Below are 20916 nucleotides of genomic sequence, written 5' to 3' on the forward strand. Positions count from 1 at the left end.
TTTGGTCCTAGCCGCGCAGGCGGGCCTGATAGTTGTGGTTTTGCCAGTCGGCGCGGGCCAGCCATTGATCTTCGGGCTGGCGGGCGGCGAGGGCATTGTCGATTTCGACCTCATCAAAGCCGGAGCGGCGTGCCATCGCGTATTGATCGGCAAGGACATGGCCGCGCGCGCGCAGCCGTCCCTTGTAGCCCGCGCGCCGCAGCATGGCGGCGAGGGTGAAGCCGCGCCCGTCGGCGGATGACGGAAAGTCGATCCGGATCATGGGTGCGTTATTCAACCCAGCCAGCGCCTCGGGCGCTGTATCGGACGGCAGGTCGATGCCGTAGTCGCAGTCATTTGCAGCGGCAGCATCATGGGCGACGAACCCGCATGCGAAATCATCCGCGACAAAGCCGCTATCGTTTACAATCACACTCATGCTGCTTTTCCCGGTCTGACGGCCTTGCCGTCTTCAAAGTGAATTCCGCATTCGGTTTTATCGCTGTCGCGCCAGCGGCCGGCCCGGGGGTCCTCATGCGCGCTAACGCGTGTGGTGCAGGGCATGCAGCCGATGGAGGGATAACCTTGGGCGACCAGCGGATGCCGGGGCAGAGCGTGCTGATCCATGTAGGTGGAGATGTCTTGCGGGGTCCAGTCGGCAAGCGGGTTGATCTTGATCTTGCGGCCTTCCTTTTCGAACAGCGGGAGGGCTGCGCGCTGCCCACCCTGGAACCGCTTGCGCCCGGTGATCCAGCCGCCGAAATCGCGCAGCGCGTTTTCCAGTGGCCGTGTCTTGCGCAGGTCGCAGCAAGCGTCGGTATCGGCCTGATGCAGGATGCCGTCCACGTCCTCGACCAGCACCGCGTTTCTGTCGGGGGTGATCACCCGCAGATCGGTCAGGCCAAGCTGTTCGCTGACCTCGCGCTGGTAGGTCAGGGTTTCGGGGAACAGCATTTCGGTGTCCAGAAAGATCACCGGTGTCGCGGGGTCGATCTGGGCCACCATGTGCAGCAGCACGACGCTTTCGGCGCCAAAGGATGACACCAGCGCAATCGGCCCGATCTGCACATCGTCAAGCGCGTGGCGCAGGATGGTCTGGGCGTCGGATTTCCGGTGCAGGATGTTGCGACGTTCGGCGAGCTCTTTAAGCGGCATTGGCTTTGTCCTCGACTGGATAAAGGATGGCTTTGAACGGCTCCATGCCGAGACGGCGATAGGCCTGAAGGAAGGTTTCGTTTTCGTCCGCACGCAGGTCCATGTAGCCCGTGACCAGCCTTTCAATGGCGGGCACGATCTCATCAGCGCTGAAGCCGGGGCCGGCGCGTTCGCCGATGGTGGTGGTTTCGGTGCCGTCACCGCCCAGCGTGATCTGGTAGTTTTCGACGCCCGCCCGGTCGAGGCCGAGGATGCCGATATGACCCACATGATGGTGCCCGCAGGCGTTGATGCATCCGGAGATCTTGATTTTCAGCTGGCCGATATCGTGTTCGATCTTCAGCTCATCGAACCGCGTTGCGATTTCCTGTGCGATGGGGATCGAGCGGGCCGTGGCCAGCGCGCAGTAATCCATGCCGGGGCAGGCGATGATGTCAGAGGCCAGCCCGATATTGGCAGTGGCAAGATCGGCCGCGCGCAGCGCCTGATAGACCGCTGGCAGGTCGGATTTATGCACATGTGGCAGGATCACGTTCTGTTCGTGGCTGATCCGCAATTCGTTGTGGCCATAGGTTTCGGCAAGGTCCGCCATGATGCGCATCTGGTCGGATGTCGCATCGCCGGGGGTAGACCCGTGTTTCTTGATGCTGATCGAGACGATGGCGTAGCCGTGGGCCTTGTGCTCGGCGAGGTTCGTGTCGGTCCATGACCGGAAGGCGGGGTTGGCGAGGCGCGCGGCCTCGTAACCGTCAGTGGATTTGGTCACAAAGGCAGGTGGGGCGAAGGCGGTTTCGATCTGGGCCAGCAGTGCTTGATCGTGGCCGGAGAAGCCGGCGCGGATGGCTGTAAACCGATCCTCGACCAGTTGCTGGATTTTTTCCAGGCCGTTTTCGTGGACCGTGATCTTGATCCGTGCCTTGTATTTGTTGTCGCGGCGGCCCAGCAGATTGTAGACGCTGACAATCGCCTCGACATAAGGCAGCAGGTCCGCCTTTGGCAGGAAATCCCGCAGGACCTTGCCCACCATGGGGGTGCGGCCAAGACCGCCACCGACGATGACTTCGAACCCCGGTTCGCCAGCGGCGTTGCGGACCATGCGCAGGCCGATATCGTGGGCGCGGGTGACGGCGCGGTCCTCTTCGGCCCCGGTCACGGCGATCTTGAACTTGCGCGGCAGGAACTGAAATTCCGGGTGGTCGGTGGACCACTGGCGCAGCAGTTCCGCGATAGGGCGTGGGTCTTCGATTTCATCGGACGCCGCACCGGCGAAATGGTCGGCGGTCACGTTGCGGATCGTGTTGCCGGAGGTCTGGATCGCGTGCATGCCCACATCGGCGAGCGCGTCGAGCATATCGGGCACGTCTTGCAGTTTCGGCCAGTTATACTGGATGTTCTGGCGGGTCGTGAAATGGCCATAACCCTTGTCCCAGCGGTCGGCGATATAGGCCAGTTGGCGCATCTGGGCGCTGTTCAGCGTGCCGTAGGGGACGGCGACGCGCAGCATGTAGGCGTGCAGTTGCAGGTAAAGCCCGTTCATCAGGCGGAGGGGCTTGAATTCATCCTCGGTCAGCGATCCATCGATGCGGCGTTCGACCTGGCCACGGAATTGGGCCACGCGGGCGCGCACGAAAGCCTCATCGAAGTCATTGTATTGGTACATCTTTTTTCCTTTCGCCGCAAAATCCTTTGAAGGATTTTGCCAAGACTTTTCGAAAAGTCTTGGGGGTCACTCTGCCTGTTTGCCGTGGAAATAGTTGGAGGGGCCGCGCGTGCGGAACGCCTCGCGGAAATGGGTGGGTTCGGGGCCGTCCGGGCCTTCCTTGGCGTCGGCTAGATAGGCGCCGGCGATCAGGTCGGCATGCGCCATCGCTTCGAGCAGGCGCAAGTCACCGTGGGCCTCGTCGGTGATCAGTTCGGCCTCGTGGATGTCGCGGGTCCAGCTGTTGTCCTCGGTCAGCCAAACGGCGTCACCTTCCAGCAGGGCGTTGGCGGTGACGACTTTGGGTGTGAAGCTTCGTGCCATTATGCAAACTCCCTTAGTTTCAAAGCGTTGGCCTGTGCGTCGCGCGGGGCGAGGCCGTAGAATGTGATGGCGGGGCCGGTCAGGTTCGCGTTGGTCATGGTCGGTTCCATCTCGGCCAATGTCGTTGCGATGATGCGCTGGTCGGGCCGACTGACATTTTCGATGATGGTCACGGGGGTGGCGGGATCGGCGCCGTGCATCAGCAGGCGGCCCTGGATGAAACGGGCGGATTTCTTGCCCATGTAGATCGCCGCAACCTCACCGGCCCGCGCCAGCGCACGCCAGTCGTGATCGGCATAGCCTTTGGTGTCATGCCCGGTGATCAGGCGGACGGAGGAGTTGCGCTGCCGCCGGGTCAGGCTTTGCCCGATATTGGCGACAGCGGCGGAGGCGGCGGTGATGCCGGGGATAATCCGATAGGAAATGCCCGCGTTTTCAAGGGCTTCGATTTCTTCGTCAAGCCGCCCGAAGATAGTTGGATCGCCCGCCTTCAGCCGGACCACATGGTGGCCGTCCTGGGCGTGCTGCACGATTAGGGCGTCGATATCTTCCTGCTTCATCGACGGGCCGAAGCCGGTTTTGCCGGCGTCGATGATGATCGCCTCGCGCCGGGCGAGTTCGAGGATTTCGGGGGTGACCAGCCGGTCGTGGATTACTACATCGGCGGTGTCGAGCGCGTTGCGCGCCTTGAGCGTGAGCAGTTCCGGATCGCCGGGGCCAGCGCCGACAAGGTCGACATGGCCTTCCCGCGCCTTGGTCATGATGTGGGTGTCGAGCAGGGTTTCGAGTGCGGGGAGCACGCCGTTTTCGCCAGCGTCTTCAATGGCTTTGGGGCCGGTATTGAAATAGAAGGCAGACCAGAAATCGCGCCGTTTGCGGCCCATGGGCAGCACATCGGCGGCGTGGCGGAAGGTTTTGCCGATGCGGGCGAGGATGCCGAGCGAGGTGGGCAGCCGTTCTTCCAGATCGGCCTTGATCGTGCGGGCAAGGACCGGTGCCGCGCCTTCGGTGCCGATGGCGACGGTGACCGGGTCGCGGTCCACGATGGCGGGGGTGATGAACTGGCTATCTGCCAGATTATCAACGATATTTACGAGCACACCTTCGGCGTTGGCGATGGCGGCGGCGCGCGCGTCTTCGGCGTCATCTTCGTTGGCGGCATAGAACAGGGCAGCGCAGAGCGCGTCCCCGGGTTCCATGGCGCGATTGATGATTGTCAGCTTGTCTTGCGCCGCCCATTTCTGGATATCGGGGGCGATTTCGGAAGCAATTACAGTCAGATGCGCCTCTGTTTTCATCAGAAGCCGCAGCTTGGCCATGGCGGCGTCACCACCGCCTGAGACGACGATGCGGCGGCCTGCGACGGCGAGGAAGATGGGGAAGTGCTTCATGATGACCCTCGAATTTCTTGGGTTCAATATAGAATATCGTTCTGCTATTTGCCTCCCCTAGAAGGTAGTTAAGGACGCTTGTTCCAAGTCGAGATGAATTTGGACCGTCTGTCCTGCCAAAATGGAGAATTGAGAATGTCGGTGCGGATTGATGCGACGGATCGGAAGATTTTGGCGGCTTTACAGGCGGATGCGGCGCAGTCGCTGGACGAAATTGCCAAGAATATCGGGTCGTCCAAGACCCCTGTATGGAACCGGATTCGCAAGATGCGCGAGGCCGGGATCATTGGGCAGCAGACCGTTTTGCTGGATGCCGAGGCGTTGGGGTTCGAGGCGTGTTTTTTCGTTCTGATCCGCACGTCGGAGCATGATGCGGACTGGCAAGGACGGTTCCTTAAGGCATTGAAATCACGACCGGAAGTGCAGGAGGCGCATCGGCTGGCGGGGGATATCGATTATATCCTGAAGGTGCGGGTGCAGAATGCGCGGGCCTATGACACCTTTTATCAAGCGCTGATTTCAGAGGTGAAGGTGCATAACGTTACCGCGCTTTTGTCCATGGAAGAGATCAAGTCGACGGTGGCGTTGCCGCTGTGACGGACGCAACGTTCGGTGGGGTGCGCGCTGTGGTCGGCGCGCGAGACCCCGCGAATCATCAGTTAACGCAAGGCGGCAAGGCGATTTGGCCTGTCGGCGATGCGTCGGCATTGCGTCGGCGTTTCGTCGGACCCCACCGCACGGTTGGGCCGATTAATGCGGCGTGCGGTTAAAAGGTGAAGATGATCTTCATACTTTGGTCGGGTTTTCCCTACCATTTGTGAACGTAGTTCATTAATTGGTTGACCGATGTGAAGTGGCGATCTACGAACGTGAGCATTGTTCATGAATGGAGAGATGTCATGCGATTTGTAGAGCTTACAGCCGGGTTTGCGGCCCTTTTCCTTGTTGGTGCCTGTGCGAGCCCCAGTGTTCAACACGCCACCCAATCCGCCGATCACAGTGCGCAGGCCACGGGCCATGGGGTCAGCGCCGTCGCCTCTGGTGCGGCGACGGTCAGCGCGGTGCCGGTGATGGCGGCAGGGTCGGTTCTGGCCGTCACAGGTGCCGCGATTGAAGAGGTGGGCACCGGGTCATTGAATGCAGGGGTTGAGGTGTTTGAGGCCGGTATTGGCGCACGTCCGCCTGCCACCTGCGGGACAACGCCGCGACAGCCGGACTGTGTGACCCCCGATGGTCCGCCGCGGCTGAACTGATCAGGAGTGAGATCATGAAACGTTTGATATCGCTGATCATGCTGATGCTGGTCGCATGTCTGCCCTTGCAGGCAGGTGCAGGCAGCAGTGCGGCGGGCAAGTCGCTATTGCCCGTGGCCGAAGTGGCCACATTCGCCAACCGTGTGCAGCAGGATCTGGCCGCACGCGGGGCCAGTGTGGCAATTGTGGCCCGGGTGGGTCGTGATCCGTCCATGCTGCCAGATGGCATTCGCTATACCCATGTGGGTTTCTGGGTCTATTCCCGGATTACGCGTGCTGATGGCAGTACCGGAATGGGGTATCGGGTTTACAACCTTTATCAGGAGCAGGGAAATCTGACCCGTAGCGAGTTGATCCAGGACAGTCCGGCTGATTTCTTTGCGGGTGCGCAGGTGCTGGATGCGGGGGTGATCATTCCTGACCCCCGATTGCAGCGCAAACTGCTGGAGGTGATCGCCAGCCCCACCTATGCGGCCCTGCATAATCCGACCTATTCGGTGCTGGCCAACCCCGGATCGTCACAATTCCAGAACTGTACCGAGCATACGCTGGATGTGTTGATGGCCGCGCTTTACGACACGCGCGATCCCCGCCGGATCAAGGCCAATATCGCGGCCTATTTTGAACCGCAAAATGTGCGCCTGAACGGGTTGCAACGCCTGTTTGCCCCTGCCGCGTCGCAGGCGCTGACCACGGCGGACCATGGTGCGCAGGTGAAAACGGCGACGTTTGGGTCGATTGCCCGGTTCATGCGCGCCAATGATCTGGCGTCGCAGGTGTATCGCGTCACACCGGACCGTGTGGTCGGGTTCGCGGGTTAACGCGGGCGGCGTGCCCATGTTTTCAGGTCGATCACAACCTTGATGGTCGCACCCATCACAAAGGCGCAAAGGAGGGCCTTTGTGATGGTTTCCATGGTTCCTTCGATCAGCAAGGCGTGGATCACGGTGCCACTTACGATCACCAGTGCCAGCGCGGTGTGCGCCCGCCGCCATGTCCGTGGGGACAGCCGCCGTCGGAGCGCTGCGAGAAGAGCGGTGGCAAAGATCGCCCACATGGCGACCACACCCCAGATTGAAAAAGGGGTGGGGGAGGCGAGAAGCAGCGCGTCGATCACGTCCGGCGGGCTGGTAACCCAGAGGGCGGCCACATGGATGATTACCGCGGTCACCAGAATGCCACCGATCCAGCGATGCACCTGTCGCCCGCGCATGGCCCGCAGCCCCGGCAGGCGTCCACCCGCCAAAAGCGGCTGTAGCAACATCAGAGCCATTCCGATGATCCCGGCAAAGCCTGCCAGAATATAGACTGGCTCGCGCCATGCCAGCAGAGGGCTGGCGGCGGCGGCGGCGATGGGTATAGCCATGGCTGCGATCAGGCCGCCCCAGATCAGAGCGCCCCGCGCGCGTGTCGCCCGGTTCGGCCCCATCCTGGATCAGGCCGGTTGCAACACGAAATCCGCGTGAAGTGTGGTATCGCTGGCGCTTGCCATGACGGGGCGCAGAAAGACCGTTTCGAAATCCCCACTGTCATAGGCGAGGTGCCCGTGGGGTTGCCCGAAGGCTGGCACAATCTGCGGCATTTCAAGCCGGAACATGCCGTTGGCGTCGGTTAATATGGCGCCATGGCTTTGCGGGTCGCGTTCATGCCCTTCGGTCGTGTGCGCCCAGATCTGGATCCGCTGCCCTTCGAGTGGTTGACCATCACCTGCCCGCCGCACCGTGCCGGTCATCCAGAACCCACCGCCGCCGATCCGGTCAACGATTGGTGCGCCAGGCCGGTAATTGTTGGACCCACCGCGCATGGATGTGGTGGGGGTCAGCCCTTGAGCCTGCGCAGGGACGATAAGACCCGACAGCCCGGTGGCCATGACGGCCCCGGCAGTGGCAAGAAGCGTGCGCCGGTTGGTGCGCTTGTCAGTCATGTCGCGGTCTCCCTTTGGCCGTGGTTTTTGAGATTGTAGCGCATCTGCGCAGAAATCCGAATTGGCGATGGTAATTGAGCGGTAAAGACGGCTCACAGATGCGTGAGGTGCCCGTTTTGGTGCGTTATCGCCGCACCGCACAGGGATGTGAGCCGCCTGAACCGTCACTCCCCTTGCCGTAAGGCTGTTTTTCGCCTAACCCGAAATTTCTTGTTTTTGCTGTTGATTGAGGGCGGAGAGGCCGGACCATGTTAAGCAGACGTCATTTCATCATGACAACGGCGGCGTTGTTTTCGCCACCCATCGCAGGTGCCGCACTGGCTCAGGAGGTCGAGACCGACGCCGTGCTGTCCCCGGTCGAAGAGGTTGTGCCGCCGCGCCCGCCGGTATCGCCCCCGTCACGTTGGCCCGGATGGGACCGCCGCGTCACGCCGCGCGACTATGATCCGTTCACGTCGAACCCCTGGGGTTTTCACCCTCGGTTTCTGCCCACCATCGTTGAGGCGAACCCGAACCTGCGCCCCGGTGATATCCATGTCGATGCGATAGCCCGCTATCTTTATCACATCCGCGCTGATGGCACCGCGATGCGCTATGGCGTGGCGATTGCCACCGGCAAACTGTACGAACCGGGTACCTATACGATCCGCCGCAAGGCCCGCTGGCCCACATGGCGCCCGACCGATGCGATGATCGAGCGCGATCCGGGCTCTTTCGAGCGGTTCAAGGATGGTATGGATGGCGGCCCGAGCAATCCGCTGGGATCACGCGCGCTGTATCTTTATGTGGGTCGCCGTGACACGTATCTGCGTATCCATGGCACCCCGTCGCCCCGGTCCATCGGTGGCCGCGCCAGTTCCGGCTGCGTGCGCATGGTAATGGCCCATATCATCGGGCTTTATGATCAGGTTGAGACCGGATCGTCGGCGATCCTGTATCCTGCCGAGGATGCGATTACCGCCCGCAGCTGACCCGGGTTACTGGGTCGCGGGGGCGGTTTCGGCGGCTTGCAGGCAGATCGGCCGCCCTTGGGTTGTTCTAAGCGGCAGCAGGGTGGTTTCGACCGGTCCTGCGTGGCTGTACCAGTAGCAGTTATCCTCGGGCAGCAGGACGGCGGTTTGCAGGTCCTGATAGGGGGCGGCCATGGCCGCCACGCCTTCGGGCAGGGGCGGGGTGGTCTGGATGTCGCATGCGGCTAGCGCAAGTAAGGCCAATGGGGCAAGGCTGGCGCGGATACTCATGATAATTCTCCCTGTTCGCGGGGTCCCCAAAGCATTTCGACGCCGGTCTGGCAATACGCTGTGCCGTACCGGGCACATTTTTTGGGCGAGTGTCGCCTGATGTCCCGTTTCCCCGTTTGTTGGAGAGGACCTTTGATCCGGACACGCCGAATGTCGCCCCCTGCGCGGGGGCGACGGACGATCAGTCGTTAGTGATCAGGCTTGCGGTGCTGATGATACCTGAGGCCGGTTGCTCGGCTAGGCAGTTTTCTGGGTTTCGCCGCGTGGTTTGCGCAATCTGCCGGAACGGCGGCCAATGAAGGTAAACAGAAAGCCCAGCAGGACCATGATGATGGCAATCAGCAGGCGACGTAAGAAATTCATATCGGTGAAATTCTCGGGGCTTAGCAGCATCTGGATGACGATATCCAGCTTTGCCAAGCCATAGCCGCTTGCGAAAGTCACGATCGCGGCACGCATCTTGGCAAATTCGGGCCGTTCGCTTGGCCGGGGTGACAACAGGATACCGGTGATCCAACCGCCCAATCCAGAGGCCACTGCGATGAGAAGGACGAGTTCCTGTGCCGGGTCATTGGAAATGACGTTCCCGACAAGCACAAGAGCAATAAAGCCAAATATATAGCCAATGATGGTCTTCACTGGCATGAGTTCGTAGTGAGAGGGACCGTGTGTATTTTCAGACGTTTTCTGTGCCATTCGTAATTCCTATGCTGCAAAATGATGGTTGGTTCTTAGAATTCAGTATTTATGAGTTGAGCATAACGGTTGTAGCATGAGATTCTGATCCCCTTTTTGGGGAGCAGAACAGTCTGAGGCGTGATGGCTTGCCAATGTTTGCCCGCGAGTTGAAACCCGGTGATGGTCAGATCGCAGCAGAGATATGGGAGCCATATCTGCCGCCTGACCCAAATCGTCGTGCGTGGTTGGCTGAGGTCATCGACGCGGGTTGTGAAGACGGAGTATTCCGGGGGGCGATGGTTCTGGATGCCGGGATAAGTGCCGGCTTTGGTTTAAGCGCATTCATACCCGATCACATTGCTGAAGCGTTCATGGCTGAAGCTGAGCCGTACCTGAATGACCGACTCTTGAGGCGATGGAAAGACGGTGACAAATCAATGTTTTTGGATCGTGAGGGGCAAGCCAGCGGCAACAGTGGCGACGGTCTTGAGCTATTGATCCTGGAAGGTTGCGGCAACACTAAAACCGGGCACGAGATTATTGATTATGATCTGATAAACGCAATCATACCGGCCTATCATCGGGTTCATGATGGCTTCAACGTCAAGCGTCATTTGCATGAGACCGAACTGAAATACGCTAATGTGCAGTATTCCGGTGGAAACCAGAAACTTTGTGACCTTGTGATTCAACATCCATTCAGCATGTCGGCCGCCGGACACGGACCTCGTGCAATGTTTGGCCTGTCGCGCCGGATGATTGACAGGCACAACATCACCGGACATGCCAACGTGGTTTTGCATTATGTGCCACCCATTTTGGGTTTATTGCCACGCGAGCAGCAGATTTGCACCCTCGCGTTGTCAGGACTGACTGATGTGGAGGTTGCCGGGCGCATCGGCATTTCGCGTGACGCTGTGAAGCAGTATTGGCAGGTGATCTATGGCCGGATGGATGCCCGGGTGCCGGACGTGCTGCAATCTGCAAGTCCCGAAGGCAATTCCGTTCGTCGTGGGCCGGAAAAGCGACGGCGCGCGCTGGCTTACATCCAGATGCATCTTGCTGAACTGCGTCCACATCTTGCCAATGATTAGGATATGTCCACCATCAGCCGTTCCAACCCGTGGAAGTGGTAGACGTTGCCGTAGTTGGGGCTTTCGCTGATGTGTAGCTCGGGGCAGCGGGTGAGGAGGGTTTCCAGTGCGATCCGCAGTTCCAGCCGTGCCAGTGGTGCCCCGACGCAGAAATGGATGCCGCCACCGAAGCTGGTGTTTTGCGGCCCCTTGCGGGCCGGGTCGAACTGGTTGGGGTTGGCGTAGGCCGCTGGGTCGCGATTGGCGGCGCCGAGCAGGCAGGCGATCTGGTCGCCCCGTTTGAAGCTGTGGTCGCCCATGGTCACGTCTTCGTAGACCCAGCGGGTGAACATGTGCAGGGGCGGGTCGTAGCGGATGATTTCCTCGACCCCTACATCGGTGATGTCGCGCACATTGTGATCGAGCAGGGTTTTGACGCCGTTGCCGAGTGTGTGCACTGTCGCCTCGTGCCCTGCATTCAGAAGCAGGATGCATGTGGTGATCAGTTCGTCTTCGCTGAGTTTTTCGCCCTGTTCTTCGGCCGCAATCAGGGTCGAGATCAGGTCGTCGCCTGGTGTCTTGCGCCGCTGGTTGATGTAGTCGCGCATGAAACCGGTGAAATCGCCCGCGGCGGTGGCGGCGGCATCCTCGATCGCCCGGGTCCGACCGGCGGTATACATGGCGACCATGGCGTTGGACCAGCGCAGCAGGTCATCGGCGTGGGATTCGGGCACGCCGAGCAGACGGCAGATGATGATCACCGGTACGGGCCGCGCATAGGCGTCGAGCAGATCGAAGGGTGCGTCGGGAAACCGGTCGATCAGGTCATGGCAAAGCCGGGTCATATCGGGGGTGAGAGCGCTGATGGTCCGGCTGGTGAAGGCCCGCAGCACCAGCGACCGCAGCCGCGTGTGCCGGGGTGGTTCGAGTTCGAGCATGGAATGCGCCTCGACCGCGTAGAAGGGCCGCAGATGGGCGGGGATATCGGGGGCCAGTTCTGGTGGGCATTCGCGCCCCATGCGTTTGTCGCGCAGGACCGCGTGCACGGATTTGTGGCTGACGGCGCAGGGCAGGTTGTAATCGTCCCACCAGAAGAAATCGCCCGCGCCGCGCGCCCGGTCGTAGAACGGGTAGGGATTCTGGACGAAGCCGGGGTCGGTCGGGGACTGGGAAAAGCGTTGCATTTGGCAGGTTTGGCGCAGCCATCTGGTCAATGCAAGTGAGGCTGGGTAAGTTGACGGTCATGCGCGTTCTGCTTCGTCCCCGCCTGTTGGTTATTGTCTCGTTTCTGGCGGCTGTTACAGCCTTTGCCGGGGGGGTGTGGTGGTATGGTTATGTAGCGGCGCTGGCCCAGCTGGATCAGCGGGCACGGACCGACCTTGCCCTTGCGTCGGACAGTTTGACGAGCGAATTGCGCCGCTATCGTGAATTGGCGGTGTTGACGGCGGATCATCCCCATCTGCGCCCGTTGATGGCAGGTGAGACAACGGCAGAGACGGTGCGCCCCGTCCTTCAGGAGATTGCCGACAAGACTGGCGCGCTTGATATCATGCTGGTTGATCCGGGTGGCGCGGTGATTGTGGCGACCGTTGATGCGCCCAATGTCGATCATCAGGGACGCGCCTATTTTGAGCGGGCGATGGATGGCGCCCTTGGGTTTTCGCATCTTTACAGCGAGGCTTACGGGCGGCGTGCGTTTGTCTTTGCAGCGCCCGTGTTTTCCGAGGCTGGCCCTGTGACCGGTGCCCTGGTCGTTTATGCCGATGTGGAGCAGGTCGAGGCGGCGTGGCGGGGTGCCCGCCCGGCGGTCTATTTTGCCGACCGCAGTGGCGTGATCTTTTTGTCGAACCGGTCGGAACTGGTGTTTCGGTCCCGGTTGGGTGATCCGTTGCCGCAGGCGGAGTATCCGGCTGACCGGGTGGCCCCGTTTGTGCGCTATACCGAAGGACTGGTCAGCGGGTACGAGATTTGGGATGTGGATGGGGGCCGCTATCTGCCGGAACGCGCCTTGCATCTGGCGCTGGATTTGCCGGTGATCGGGATGACGGGTGAGGTTTTGGTAGATGTGGCCCCGGCGCGCCAGTTGGCTGCGTTGCAGGCGGCTGTGGTGGCGGCGGTTTGTCTGGTGTTCGGGATGCTGTTGTTTGTTGCGACCCAGCGCCGCCGCACGCTGGCTGCGTTGAATGCAAGGCTGGAACGCCGGGTGCGCGACCGCACGGCGGAGTTGTCGGCGTTGAACCAGGATCTACGCCGCGAGGTGGCTGAACGGACCGCCGCCGAGGCGCGATTGCAAAAGGCGCAGGATGATCTGGTGCAGGCGGGCAAGCTGTCGGCCCTTGGCCAGATGTCAGCGGGTATTAGCCACGAATTGAACCAGCCGCTGACCGCGATCCGGTCTTTTGCCGAGAATGCGCAAGGGTTTCTGGACCGGGGCAAGCCGGAGATTGCGGCGCAGAATCTGGGCCGTATATCCGAGATGGCCCGCCGGATGGGCCGGATCATCCGCAATCTGCGCGCCTTTGCCCGGCAGGAGGACGAACCGCCCAAGAATGTCGATCTGATTGCGGTGATTGATGCCGTGCTGGAGATTGTCGCGCCGCGCGCCGCCCGGGACGGGATCGCGCTGGAATGGGACGCACCGGCGACGCCCGTGATCGTGCGCGGAGGCGAGGTGCGTTTGCAGCAGGTGATCCTGAATCTGGTGTCGAATGGCATGGACGCGATGGAAGAGAGTGATCCGAAGGTCGTAACGATTGCGGTAGGGCATGCAGGTAGCCGCACCACGGTGTCGGTCCGTGATACAGGGCCGGGGATTGCGGAGCCTGAAAAGATATTCGATCCGTTCTATTCCACCAAGGCGGTCGGCGCGGCGGAAGGCATGGGGCTGGGCCTGTCGATTTCCTATGGGTTGGTGCAAAGCTTTGGCGGCGCGATCCGGGGACGCAATCATCCAGATGGCGGGGCGGTGTTTACCGTTGAACTGGACGCGGTCGCGCGGGAGGTTGCCGCATGACGACCCGTGTGCTGCTGGTGGATGATGATCGCGATATCCGCGAGGCGCTGGGCCAGACGCTGGAATTGGCGGATCTGGCGCCGACTGTTGCCGGGTCTTTTGTTGAGGCCAAGGATCATCTGACGCCCGCGTTTCAGGGGGTCGTGGTGTCCGATATCCGGATGCCGGGGCGGGACGGGTTCTATCTGCTTGATTTTGTAAGGGAAACTGACCCGGAACTGCCTGTGATCCTGCTGACCGGTGAGGCGGATATCCCGATGGCCGTGCGGGCCATGTCGGCGGGGGCTTATGATTTTCTGGAAAAGCCCTGCGCGCCGCAGGCTTTTGTGGCGGTGATTGAACGGGCGCTGAAGGCGCGGGCGCTGGTGTTGGAAAACCGTCGCCTGAAATCAGAGCTGGAAGCCGGCGATGCCGCATCGCGGATGCTGTTTGGTCAGTCGCGGCTGGCCGAGGATCTGCGCCAGCAGGCCCGTGCGGTGGCGCGGGCGGGCACCGAGGCCCTGATTGTGGGTGAGCCGGGGTCCGGCACATCGAAGGTGGCCGAGGTGATCCATCTGGTGTCGGCGGCGGCATCCCGGCCCTTTGTCAAATGCGCGGCGTCTTCGCTGGACGCGGCCGGGCTTGACGCGGCCCTCGCAGAGGCGCTGGACGGGACAGTGTATCTGGATGAGGTGGCTGGCCTTGGCCCTGCTGCACAGTTGCATCTGCTGGACCGGTTGGAGGCGGGCGGTGTGGCCCGCGTGCTGGCCGGATCGACCCGTGATCTGAAAGAGGCGATGAGTGCGGGGGATTTGAGTGCGGAGCTGTTTTACCGGCTTGATCTGATGCGGGTGCGCATCCCGACGCTGCGCGAACGCCCCGAGGATATTCCGGTGTTGTTTCAGCACTATGTCGCGCAAGCTTGCGAACAGGCGAACCTGCCGATGCCGATCATCACGGCGGATCACACGGCCCGTCTGATGGCGCAGGATTGGCCCGGCAATGCACGCGCGCTGATGAATGTGGCCATGCGGTTTGCCATGGGGCTGGACGAGCGGGATGTGAGTGCAGGGCTGGGTCTGTCAGCCCAGATGGCGCAGGTTGAACGGTCATTGCTGGTCGCGGCTTTGCAGCGTCACAATGGCCGGGCGACCGAAGTGGCCCGTGATCTGCAGCTGCCACGCAAGACGTTCTACGACAAGTTGAACAAGCATGGGTTGCGCGCCGAGGATTTCCGCAATCAATAGCTGCTACCGCGACGTTCTGCCGCGCCCGAGTCAATGCGCCCCTATGCTAATCTGCATGCGATTGGACACCAAAAACCTGACCACGCAAGCGTTGGGATGGCGTCTGATATGCCAGCAAGGGAGGGACGTTCATGGCCCGCGCGCCAATGGACGCTGGAGCATTCGACCGCTCCGAATATGACAGAGCTGATCAGCAATTCCGATTGGCGGAGCAAAAGTTACCCGCAACGGCCGTAGAGGCCATTGCGCAAGAAGTCGTGAGACGATTGGCCTTTCGAATGCCGCGCACTGTCAGAAAAGAAGATCTGCCCACACCGTCAGAGATTGATTTGCTGTGTGCTGCCCTGTTGTCTTCGGATGAACAGGCCGCGGACAAGATCATTCTGTCGGCCCGCCGCGACGGTGTGACCATCGATACGATCTATCTGGGTTACGTCGCTGGTGCCGCGCGCCAACTGGGTGAGATGTGGGAAGACGACTGTGTGTCGTTTGTCGAGGTGACCCTGGCCTCGGGCCGGTTGTACCGCGTCATTCGCGGATTGCGCCATGTGGTGGCCCGTACCCTTGGCGAGGACCGGCAGCAATATCCGGCCCTGTTTGCGCTGGTACCGGGCGAGACCCATACGCTGAGTATCGAGATGGCGACCGATCTGTTCCGTCGCGAAGGCTGGGAGGTCGATCTGGCTGTCGGCCAGAGCCATGATGAGATCGTGCAACGCAGTGAAACCCATCAGTATCAGGCGATTGTCCTGGTCGCCCATTCCGACCGGATGATTGAGCCGCTTGCCCGCATGATCCTGGCCTTGCGTATCAGTCAGCCGCTGGCGCATGTTCTGGTGGCCGGGAACATCTTGACGCATTTCCCCGATATCAAGGATCTGGTTGGCGCCGATGCTGTGGTCAAGGATATCGAAACGGCCACCGAAACCGTGCGTACCGTTCTGGAAAGCGATGCATCCTAGGATGTGCGGATTTTCGCACTGTTAGCGCTGCAGACTGTGTGGTTTTCCGCCCGGTTGCGATTTCACGAAAATTGGGTTTTCCTTTGAACCTTTTGTTTTCAGTGGTTTGTGAGGCGATCTTTATAGCTCATCATGGTGCTTGCGCCAATCCCCGCCGCTGCATTTGATCTGGGTGTGCGCCTGAAAACAGGCGGCAAGATTCTCGAGGGAGGAAAAATTATGACCTTTTTGAAAGCGGCAGCCGCAATGGCTGCAATCTCTGTCATGGCGACATCGGCGCTGGCTGATGCGCATGGCGCTGGCTGCGATGATGGTGAAATCGTCGTCAAGTTCAGCCACGTCACCAATACCGACCGTCACCCCAAGGGGATTGCGGCGAGCCTTCTGGCAGAGCGCGTGAATGCCGAGATGAACGGCACCATGTGCATGGAAGTGTTCCCCAACTCGACCCTTTACACCGACGAGCAGGTGATCGAGGCGATGCTGCGCGGTGACGTGCAACTGGCAGCACCGTCGCTGTCGCTGTTTGAGTCGATCACCAAGGCTTATCGTCTGTTCGATCTGCCCTTCATGTTTGAAAACATCGAAGCTGTGGATGCGTTCCAGGCATCTGATGCCGGTCAGGCGATGAAGGATGCGATGCAGCGTCGTGGTTTGCAGGGCCTGCAATTCTGGCACAATGGCATGAAGCAGATCAGCGCCAATGTACCGCTGGAAGCGCCAACCGATGCCAATGGCCTGAAGTTCCGTGTCCAGCCATCCGATGTGCTGGTGGCCCAGATGGAAGCGCTGGGCGCGTCCCCGCAGCCGATGTCATTCTCGGAAGTGTACGGCGCGCTGCAGACAGGCGTTGTGGATGGCCAAGAGAACACATGGTCGAACATCTATGGCCAGAAGTTCTTTGAGGTGCAGGACGGTATTACCGAGACCAATCACGGTATCATCGACTATCTGGTTGTTGCATCTGTGGACTGGCTGGACAGCCTTGAGCCAGAAGTGCGCGACCAGTTCCTGACCATCCTTGACGAGGTCACCCAGACCCGGAACGGTGAATCCGCCCGCGTGAACGCCGAAGCCAAGCAGGCGATCATTGATGCCGGCGGCGAAGTGCGCCAGCTGACGCCAGAGCAGCGCACCGCATGGGTTGAAGCGATGAAACCTGTCTGGGCGCAGTTTGCTGACGAAGTGGGTCAGGAAAACATCGACGCCGCACAGGCGATCAACGACTCGATGTAAGTCACACGATCTGGGCGGTCCGGGCATCCGGGCCGCCTTTCTGCCATCCCGGGGGAGGGGACAATGAGCAGCAAGTATACGCCCAAGGGGCCGGTGGGCCGTGCCGTTCACGGGTTTGAGGAAAATGTTATCGCTGTGCTGCTGGGTCTGATGACCATGCTGACATTCGCCAATGTGGTGTTGCGATATGGGTTCAACAGTTCGATCATCTGGAGCCTTGAGGTTGTGCTGGTCCTGTTTGCATGGCTGGTCCTGTTTGGTGTGGCTTACGGGTTCAAGGTGACCGCCCATCTGGGTGTCGATGCCATTACGAACCTGCTGCCCCCACGACCGCGCAAGGTGATTGCCCTGATCGCCGGAGCGGTCACGATTTTCTATGGCGTGATGCTGTTGAAAGGCGCATGGGATCAATGGGCGCCTTTTGCTGATCTGCCGCCTACCACCGGTAAGTGGTTTCCGACCGGATTTGATTTTGACGCGCGCGGGCGTAGCTTTTTCGAAACCGACCAGATCCCGATGCCTGAATGGCTGCGGTTTCTGGAGGACTGGATCAATTACGGTGATCGCTATTCCAAGATGCCCCGTATGATCCCCTATACCATCCTGCCGATTGCCGCTGTGCTGATCCTGTTTCGCATCTGTCAGGCCGTCTGGCGTGTCTGGACCGATGAGGCCGAGAGCCTGATCGTCAGCCATGAAGCCGAAGAAGCGGTCGAAGAAGCCGCCAGCAAGCTGAAGAAGGAGGCTTGAGGCCATGGAAGTTGCATTTCTGTTCCTGATGATCATCGGGCTTCTTTTGCTGGGCGTGCCGATTGCGGTCGCACTGGGTGTCAGTTCGATCGTTTTTCAACTGGCGTTTTCCGACACGTCGCTGGCGGCTGTCGCCCAGTCGCTTTATCTGGCGATGGCGGGGCATTACACGTTGCTGGCCATTCCGTTTTTTGTGCTGGCGTCGTCCTTCATGTCCACGGGTGGTGTGGCCAAGCGGATCATCCGTTTTGCCATTGCCTGTGTCGGCCATTTGCAGGGTGGGCTGGCGATTGCGGGTGTGTTTGCCTGCATGATGTTTGCGGCCCTGTCGGGGTCGTCACCGGCCACCGTGGTGGCCATCGGGACCATTGTGATCGCGGCAATGACGCAAGTTGGCTATACCAAGGAATTTGCCGCTGGCGTGATCTGTAATGCGGGCACGCTGGGTATCCTGATCCCGCCGTCCATCGTGATGGTGGTCTATGCATCGGCCACGGATGTATCTGTGGGCCGGATGTTTCTGGCGGGCGTCATTCCGGGGATCATGGCCGGTGTGATGCTGATGATCACAATCTACATCATTGCCCGGATCAAAAACATGCCGAAAGGCGAGTGGCGCGGCTGGGGCGAGATTTTCGACAGTTTCCGCGATGCGCTTTGGGGGTTGCTGCTGATCCTGATTATCATGGGCGGTATCTATGGCCATCCATGGGTCCGGTTCGAGGAAGGGCTGAGCCTGATCTATTGGAAAGGGGGCGCCTTTACACCGACCGAGGCTGCGGCGGTTGCAGCCGTCTATGCCTTTATCGTGGCGACCTTTATCTATCGCGATATGGGTCCGTTGGCTGCCCGCGACAGCGAAGGCAACCTGTTTCAGGGTCAGGCCGTCAGCCTGTCGGCTGCTGTGGTGCCGCAGAAGTTCAGCCTGTTGCAGAAACCATGGGCGCTGGTCACGGCGTTTTTCCACAAGGACACCCGCCACACGCTGTTTGAAGGCGGCAAGCTGACCATCACGCTGATGTTCATCATCGCCAACGCGCTGTTGTTGAAACATGTGCTGACCGATGAGCAGATCCCGCAGCATATTGCCGGGGCGATGCTGGATGCAGGGTTGGGCCCAGTCACATTCCTGATCATGGTCAATGTGATCCTGCTGATCGGCGGTCAGTTTATGGAGCCGTCAGGCCTGATCGTGATCGTGGCCCCGTTGGTGTTTCCCATCGCGATTGAATTGGGCATCGACCCCATTCACCTTGGCATCATCATGGTGGTGAATATGGAGATCGGGATGATCACGCCGCCGGTGGGACTGAACCTGTTTGTCACGTCCGGGGTTGCCGGTATGCCGATGATGGCTGTTGTGCGCGCCGCCCTGCCATTCCTGGGCGTGCTGTTCATCTTCCTGATTATGGTGACTTATATCCCGGCCATATCCACATTCCTGCCGACCTACTTTATGGGGCCGGAGATTGTGGTGAAATGACGGTATGTGCGGCGGCAGACTTTTCGTGACGAAAAGTCTGCGCGTTGGCAAAGTCTTCGTGACGAAGACTTTGCGCTGAGGCTCTAGCTGTTTTCCAGCGCGGTGATGATGGGTGAGAAATCATCCGCCTTGAGGCTGGCCCCGCCGACAAGTGCGCCGTCGACATGGGCGACGCTGAAAATTTCGGCCGCGTTGCTGCCTTTGACGGAACCGCCATAGAGGATGCGCATCTCTGCCCCGTCGCTGAAGCGATTGGCCAGTTGATCGCGGATATGGGCATGCACCTCACCGATTTGTTCCAGCGTCGGGACCTTGCCGGTGCCGATGGCCCAGACTGGTTCATAGGCAATGACCGTGTTTTCGGCATTGGCTCCGTCGGGGATCGATCCGTTGAGCTGGGTGTCGATGACGGTGAGTGTCGTGCCACCCTCGCGTTCGGTGAGGGTTTCACCGATGCAGATGACTGCGATCAGCCCCGCATCATAGGCGGCCTGCGTTTTGGTAGCGACCATGGCGTCGGTTTCGCCGTGATCGGTGCGTCGCTCGGAATGGCCGGTCAGCACGTAGCTGGCCCCGGCATCGGCCAGCATTTCGGCGCTGATATCGCCGGTATGGGCGCCGGATTCGCTCACGTGGCAATCCTGTCCGCCGATATCAAACGGCGTGTCCTCGCAGGCGCTGATCAGGGTCGCCGGTGGGCAGATCAGGATATCAACGCCTGCATCCCCGTGCCGTGCTTCCAGCGTCTCCAACTCTGCCAGATTGGCGCGCAGCCCGTTCATCTTCCAGTTGCCGGCGGCGAGTTTACGGGGCATGGCGGATCCTTTTACAACATGGCGAGGGTACGTCGTGCCAATGTGCAGGCCTCGTCAGCGTCGTCAAGGGCCTGTTCGGGGACCGACCAGTAGGGCATGTTGTGAAACTGGGCGCTGCCGCCATCGGCCAGTTCGCGGGCCAGATCGCCCTTGACCTTGAGGTAAAGCCGCCCTTCGCTGCTGAGAAGCGCAAAGACGATCCCCTGATAGTAAAGGCACATGCCCCCGAACATCTTGCGGGTGGTCAATTGCCCAAGATCAGAGAAGAGGTCGGTGGCGAAGGCGATATCGGCGTCGCCGACCGCCATCACTTGGCCGCGATGCTGTCGTCGAACTTGATCGACTCGCCACATCCACAGGCATCAACCACGTTGGGGTTGCGGAACTTGAAGCCGGATTCGAGCAGCGAGGTTTCATAGTCGATCTCGGTTCCGAACAGGAACATCTGCGCCATGGGGGCGATCATGACCCGCGCGCCGCCCAGTTCGACGACCTCGTCATGGGGGTCGACCTCGGTCACGTAGTCCATGGTGTATTCCATCCCCGCGCAGCCGCCTTTCTTGACGCCGATGCGCAGCCCCTGATGCCCGTCTTTGGTCATCAGCTTGGCGATTTGTGCAGCCGCCTTGTCAGTGATCGTAACCGCCTGTTTGCCTGGAATACCGAACATGAATTGCTCCTTTGATTACACATGTAGGGCAGATGTGTCGGCCG

The 20916-nt window shown here is 60.4% G+C and carries 24 protein-coding genes; 11 read left to right on the forward strand and 13 right to left on the reverse strand.

Translation table 11 applies throughout. From position 1 onward, the window contains the following. Window positions 1–7: 7 nt before the first annotated feature. From ACFWW4_RS18335 to cysG, 5 genes are all read right to left on the reverse strand, one after another. A complete protein-coding gene (locus ACFWW4_RS18335; RefSeq protein ID WP_411892183.1) occupies window positions 8–418 on the reverse strand; it encodes a DUF934 domain-containing protein in 411 nt (136 codons plus the stop codon). Further along, the gene (locus tag ACFWW4_RS18340) at window positions 415–1134 is read right to left on the reverse strand and encodes a phosphoadenylyl-sulfate reductase (RefSeq protein ID WP_411892184.1); all 720 of its coding nucleotides are present in this window, start codon (window positions 1132–1134) and stop codon (window positions 415–417) included. The genes ACFWW4_RS18335 and ACFWW4_RS18340 overlap by 4 nt, the downstream gene beginning before the upstream one ends. After that, window positions 1124–2794: a nitrite/sulfite reductase gene (locus ACFWW4_RS18345; RefSeq protein ID WP_411892185.1), complete on the reverse strand. Its 1671-nt coding sequence runs from the start codon at window positions 2792–2794 to the stop codon at window positions 1124–1126. Before ACFWW4_RS18345 ends, ACFWW4_RS18340 begins: the two co-directional genes overlap by 11 nt. Window positions 2795–2860: 66 nt before the next feature. After that, on the reverse strand, window positions 2861–3157 hold the full coding sequence (locus ACFWW4_RS18350) for a DUF2849 domain-containing protein (protein WP_411892186.1): 297 nt from the start codon (window positions 3155–3157) through the stop codon (window positions 2861–2863). Then, window positions 3157–4548 (reverse strand): siroheme synthase CysG, encoded by a 1392-nt coding sequence (gene cysG, locus ACFWW4_RS18355; protein WP_411892187.1) that lies wholly within the window; start codon window positions 4546–4548, stop codon window positions 3157–3159. Before cysG ends, ACFWW4_RS18350 begins: the two co-directional genes overlap by 1 nt. A gap of 135 nt (window positions 4549–4683) precedes the next feature. Between cysG and ACFWW4_RS18360 the strand changes: the two genes are divergently transcribed. The 3 genes from ACFWW4_RS18360 to ACFWW4_RS18370 all read left to right on the forward strand — a co-directional run bounded on the left by ACFWW4_RS18360 (window position 4684) and on the right by ACFWW4_RS18370 (window position 6622). Further along, window positions 4684–5145 carry an Lrp/AsnC family transcriptional regulator gene (locus ACFWW4_RS18360; RefSeq protein WP_393926093.1) on the forward strand — a complete coding sequence of 154 codons (462 nt, stop codon included), beginning with the start codon at window positions 4684–4686 and terminating at the stop codon, window positions 5143–5145. 302 nt (window positions 5146–5447) lie between these two features. Continuing rightward, window positions 5448–5801 (forward strand): hypothetical protein, encoded by a 354-nt coding sequence (locus ACFWW4_RS18365; RefSeq protein ID WP_411892188.1) that lies wholly within the window; start codon window positions 5448–5450, stop codon window positions 5799–5801. A 14-nt stretch (window positions 5802–5815) separates the two neighbouring features. Continuing rightward, a complete protein-coding gene (locus ACFWW4_RS18370) occupies window positions 5816–6622 on the forward strand; it encodes a DUF2145 domain-containing protein (RefSeq protein WP_411892189.1) in 807 nt (268 codons plus the stop codon). Here ACFWW4_RS18370 and ACFWW4_RS18375 read toward each other — a convergent pair. Continuing rightward, complete coding sequence (locus ACFWW4_RS18375; RefSeq protein WP_411892190.1) at window positions 6619–7167, reverse strand: ferric reductase-like transmembrane domain-containing protein; 549 nt, start codon at window positions 7165–7167, stop codon at window positions 6619–6621. The genes ACFWW4_RS18370 and ACFWW4_RS18375 overlap by 4 nt on opposite strands. 69 nt (window positions 7168–7236) lie before the next feature. Continuing rightward, window positions 7237–7725, reverse strand: coding sequence for a twin-arginine translocation pathway signal (locus ACFWW4_RS18380; protein WP_411892191.1), 489 nt, complete (start codon window positions 7723–7725; stop codon window positions 7237–7239). 248 nt (window positions 7726–7973) lie between these two features. On the opposite strand from ACFWW4_RS18380, the gene ACFWW4_RS18385 reads away from it, so the two are divergent. Beyond that, a complete protein-coding gene (locus ACFWW4_RS18385) occupies window positions 7974–8696 on the forward strand; it encodes a L,D-transpeptidase (RefSeq protein WP_411892192.1) in 723 nt (240 codons plus the stop codon). A 6-nt stretch (window positions 8697–8702) separates the two neighbouring features. Here ACFWW4_RS18385 and ACFWW4_RS18390 read toward each other — a convergent pair whose 3' ends face one another. Continuing rightward, window positions 8703–8966, reverse strand: a complete 264-nt coding sequence (locus tag ACFWW4_RS18390; protein WP_411892193.1) for a hypothetical protein — start codon at window positions 8964–8966, stop codon at window positions 8703–8705. Window positions 8967–9203: 237 nt separating this feature from the next. Further along, window positions 9204–9662, reverse strand: a complete 459-nt coding sequence (locus ACFWW4_RS18395) for a hypothetical protein (RefSeq protein ID WP_411892194.1) — start codon at window positions 9660–9662, stop codon at window positions 9204–9206. Window positions 9663–9796: 134 nt separating this feature from the next. On the opposite strand from ACFWW4_RS18395, the gene ACFWW4_RS18400 reads away from it, so the two are divergent. Then, window positions 9797–10738 (forward strand): helix-turn-helix transcriptional regulator, encoded by a 942-nt coding sequence (locus ACFWW4_RS18400; RefSeq protein ID WP_411892195.1) that lies wholly within the window; start codon window positions 9797–9799, stop codon window positions 10736–10738. Here ACFWW4_RS18400 and ACFWW4_RS18405 read toward each other — a convergent pair. Next, window positions 10735–11901, reverse strand: coding sequence for a cytochrome P450 (locus ACFWW4_RS18405; RefSeq protein WP_411892196.1), 1167 nt, complete (start codon window positions 11899–11901; stop codon window positions 10735–10737). The genes ACFWW4_RS18400 and ACFWW4_RS18405 overlap by 4 nt on opposite strands. 59 nt (window positions 11902–11960) lie before the next feature. On the opposite strand from ACFWW4_RS18405, the gene ACFWW4_RS18410 reads away from it, so the two are divergent. From ACFWW4_RS18410 to ACFWW4_RS18435, 6 genes are all read left to right on the forward strand, one after another. Then, entirely contained in the window at window positions 11961–13730 is a 1770-nt protein-coding gene (locus tag ACFWW4_RS18410; protein ID WP_411892197.1) for an ATP-binding protein, read from the forward strand. Continuing rightward, the gene (locus ACFWW4_RS18415; protein WP_411892198.1) at window positions 13727–14956 is read left to right on the forward strand and encodes a sigma-54-dependent transcriptional regulator; all 1230 of its coding nucleotides are present in this window, start codon (window positions 13727–13729) and stop codon (window positions 14954–14956) included. The genes ACFWW4_RS18410 and ACFWW4_RS18415 overlap by 4 nt, the downstream gene beginning before the upstream one ends. Window positions 14957–15087: 131 nt before the next feature. Beyond that, a complete protein-coding gene (locus ACFWW4_RS18420; RefSeq protein ID WP_411892199.1) occupies window positions 15088–15918 on the forward strand; it encodes a B12-binding domain-containing protein in 831 nt (276 codons plus the stop codon). A gap of 219 nt (window positions 15919–16137) precedes the next feature. Next, a complete protein-coding gene (locus ACFWW4_RS18425) occupies window positions 16138–17154 on the forward strand; it encodes a DctP family TRAP transporter solute-binding subunit (protein WP_393926115.1) in 1017 nt (338 codons plus the stop codon). Between the two features lie 63 nt (window positions 17155–17217). Beyond that, window positions 17218–17904: a TRAP transporter small permease gene (locus tag ACFWW4_RS18430; RefSeq protein WP_393926117.1), complete on the forward strand. Its 687-nt coding sequence runs from the start codon at window positions 17218–17220 to the stop codon at window positions 17902–17904. 4 nt (window positions 17905–17908) lie between these two features. Further along, window positions 17909–19387, forward strand: coding sequence for a TRAP transporter large permease (locus ACFWW4_RS18435; RefSeq protein WP_411892200.1), 1479 nt, complete (start codon window positions 17909–17911; stop codon window positions 19385–19387). An 83-nt stretch (window positions 19388–19470) separates the two neighbouring features. On the opposite strand, the gene tpiA is transcribed toward ACFWW4_RS18435, so the two are convergent. Genes tpiA through ACFWW4_RS18450 form a run of 3 tightly spaced genes read right to left on the reverse strand, consistent with a single transcriptional unit; the run spans window position 19471 to window position 20872 of the window. Beyond that, window positions 19471–20202: a triose-phosphate isomerase gene (gene tpiA, locus ACFWW4_RS18440; protein WP_411892201.1), complete on the reverse strand. Its 732-nt coding sequence runs from the start codon at window positions 20200–20202 to the stop codon at window positions 19471–19473. An 11-nt stretch (window positions 20203–20213) separates the two neighbouring features. Next, window positions 20214–20510 carry a TfoX/Sxy family protein gene (locus ACFWW4_RS18445; RefSeq protein ID WP_411892202.1) on the reverse strand — a complete coding sequence of 99 codons (297 nt, stop codon included), beginning with the start codon at window positions 20508–20510 and terminating at the stop codon, window positions 20214–20216. Further along, the gene (locus ACFWW4_RS18450) at window positions 20510–20872 is read right to left on the reverse strand and encodes a HesB/IscA family protein (protein WP_393926125.1); all 363 of its coding nucleotides are present in this window, start codon (window positions 20870–20872) and stop codon (window positions 20510–20512) included. The genes ACFWW4_RS18445 and ACFWW4_RS18450 overlap by 1 nt, the downstream gene beginning before the upstream one ends. Window positions 20873–20916: the final 44 nt, after the last annotated feature.

The organism is Yoonia sp. SDW83-1 (assembly GCF_046762885.1).
In the GTDB taxonomy this organism is placed as follows: Bacteria; Pseudomonadota; Alphaproteobacteria; order Rhodobacterales; family Rhodobacteraceae; genus Yoonia.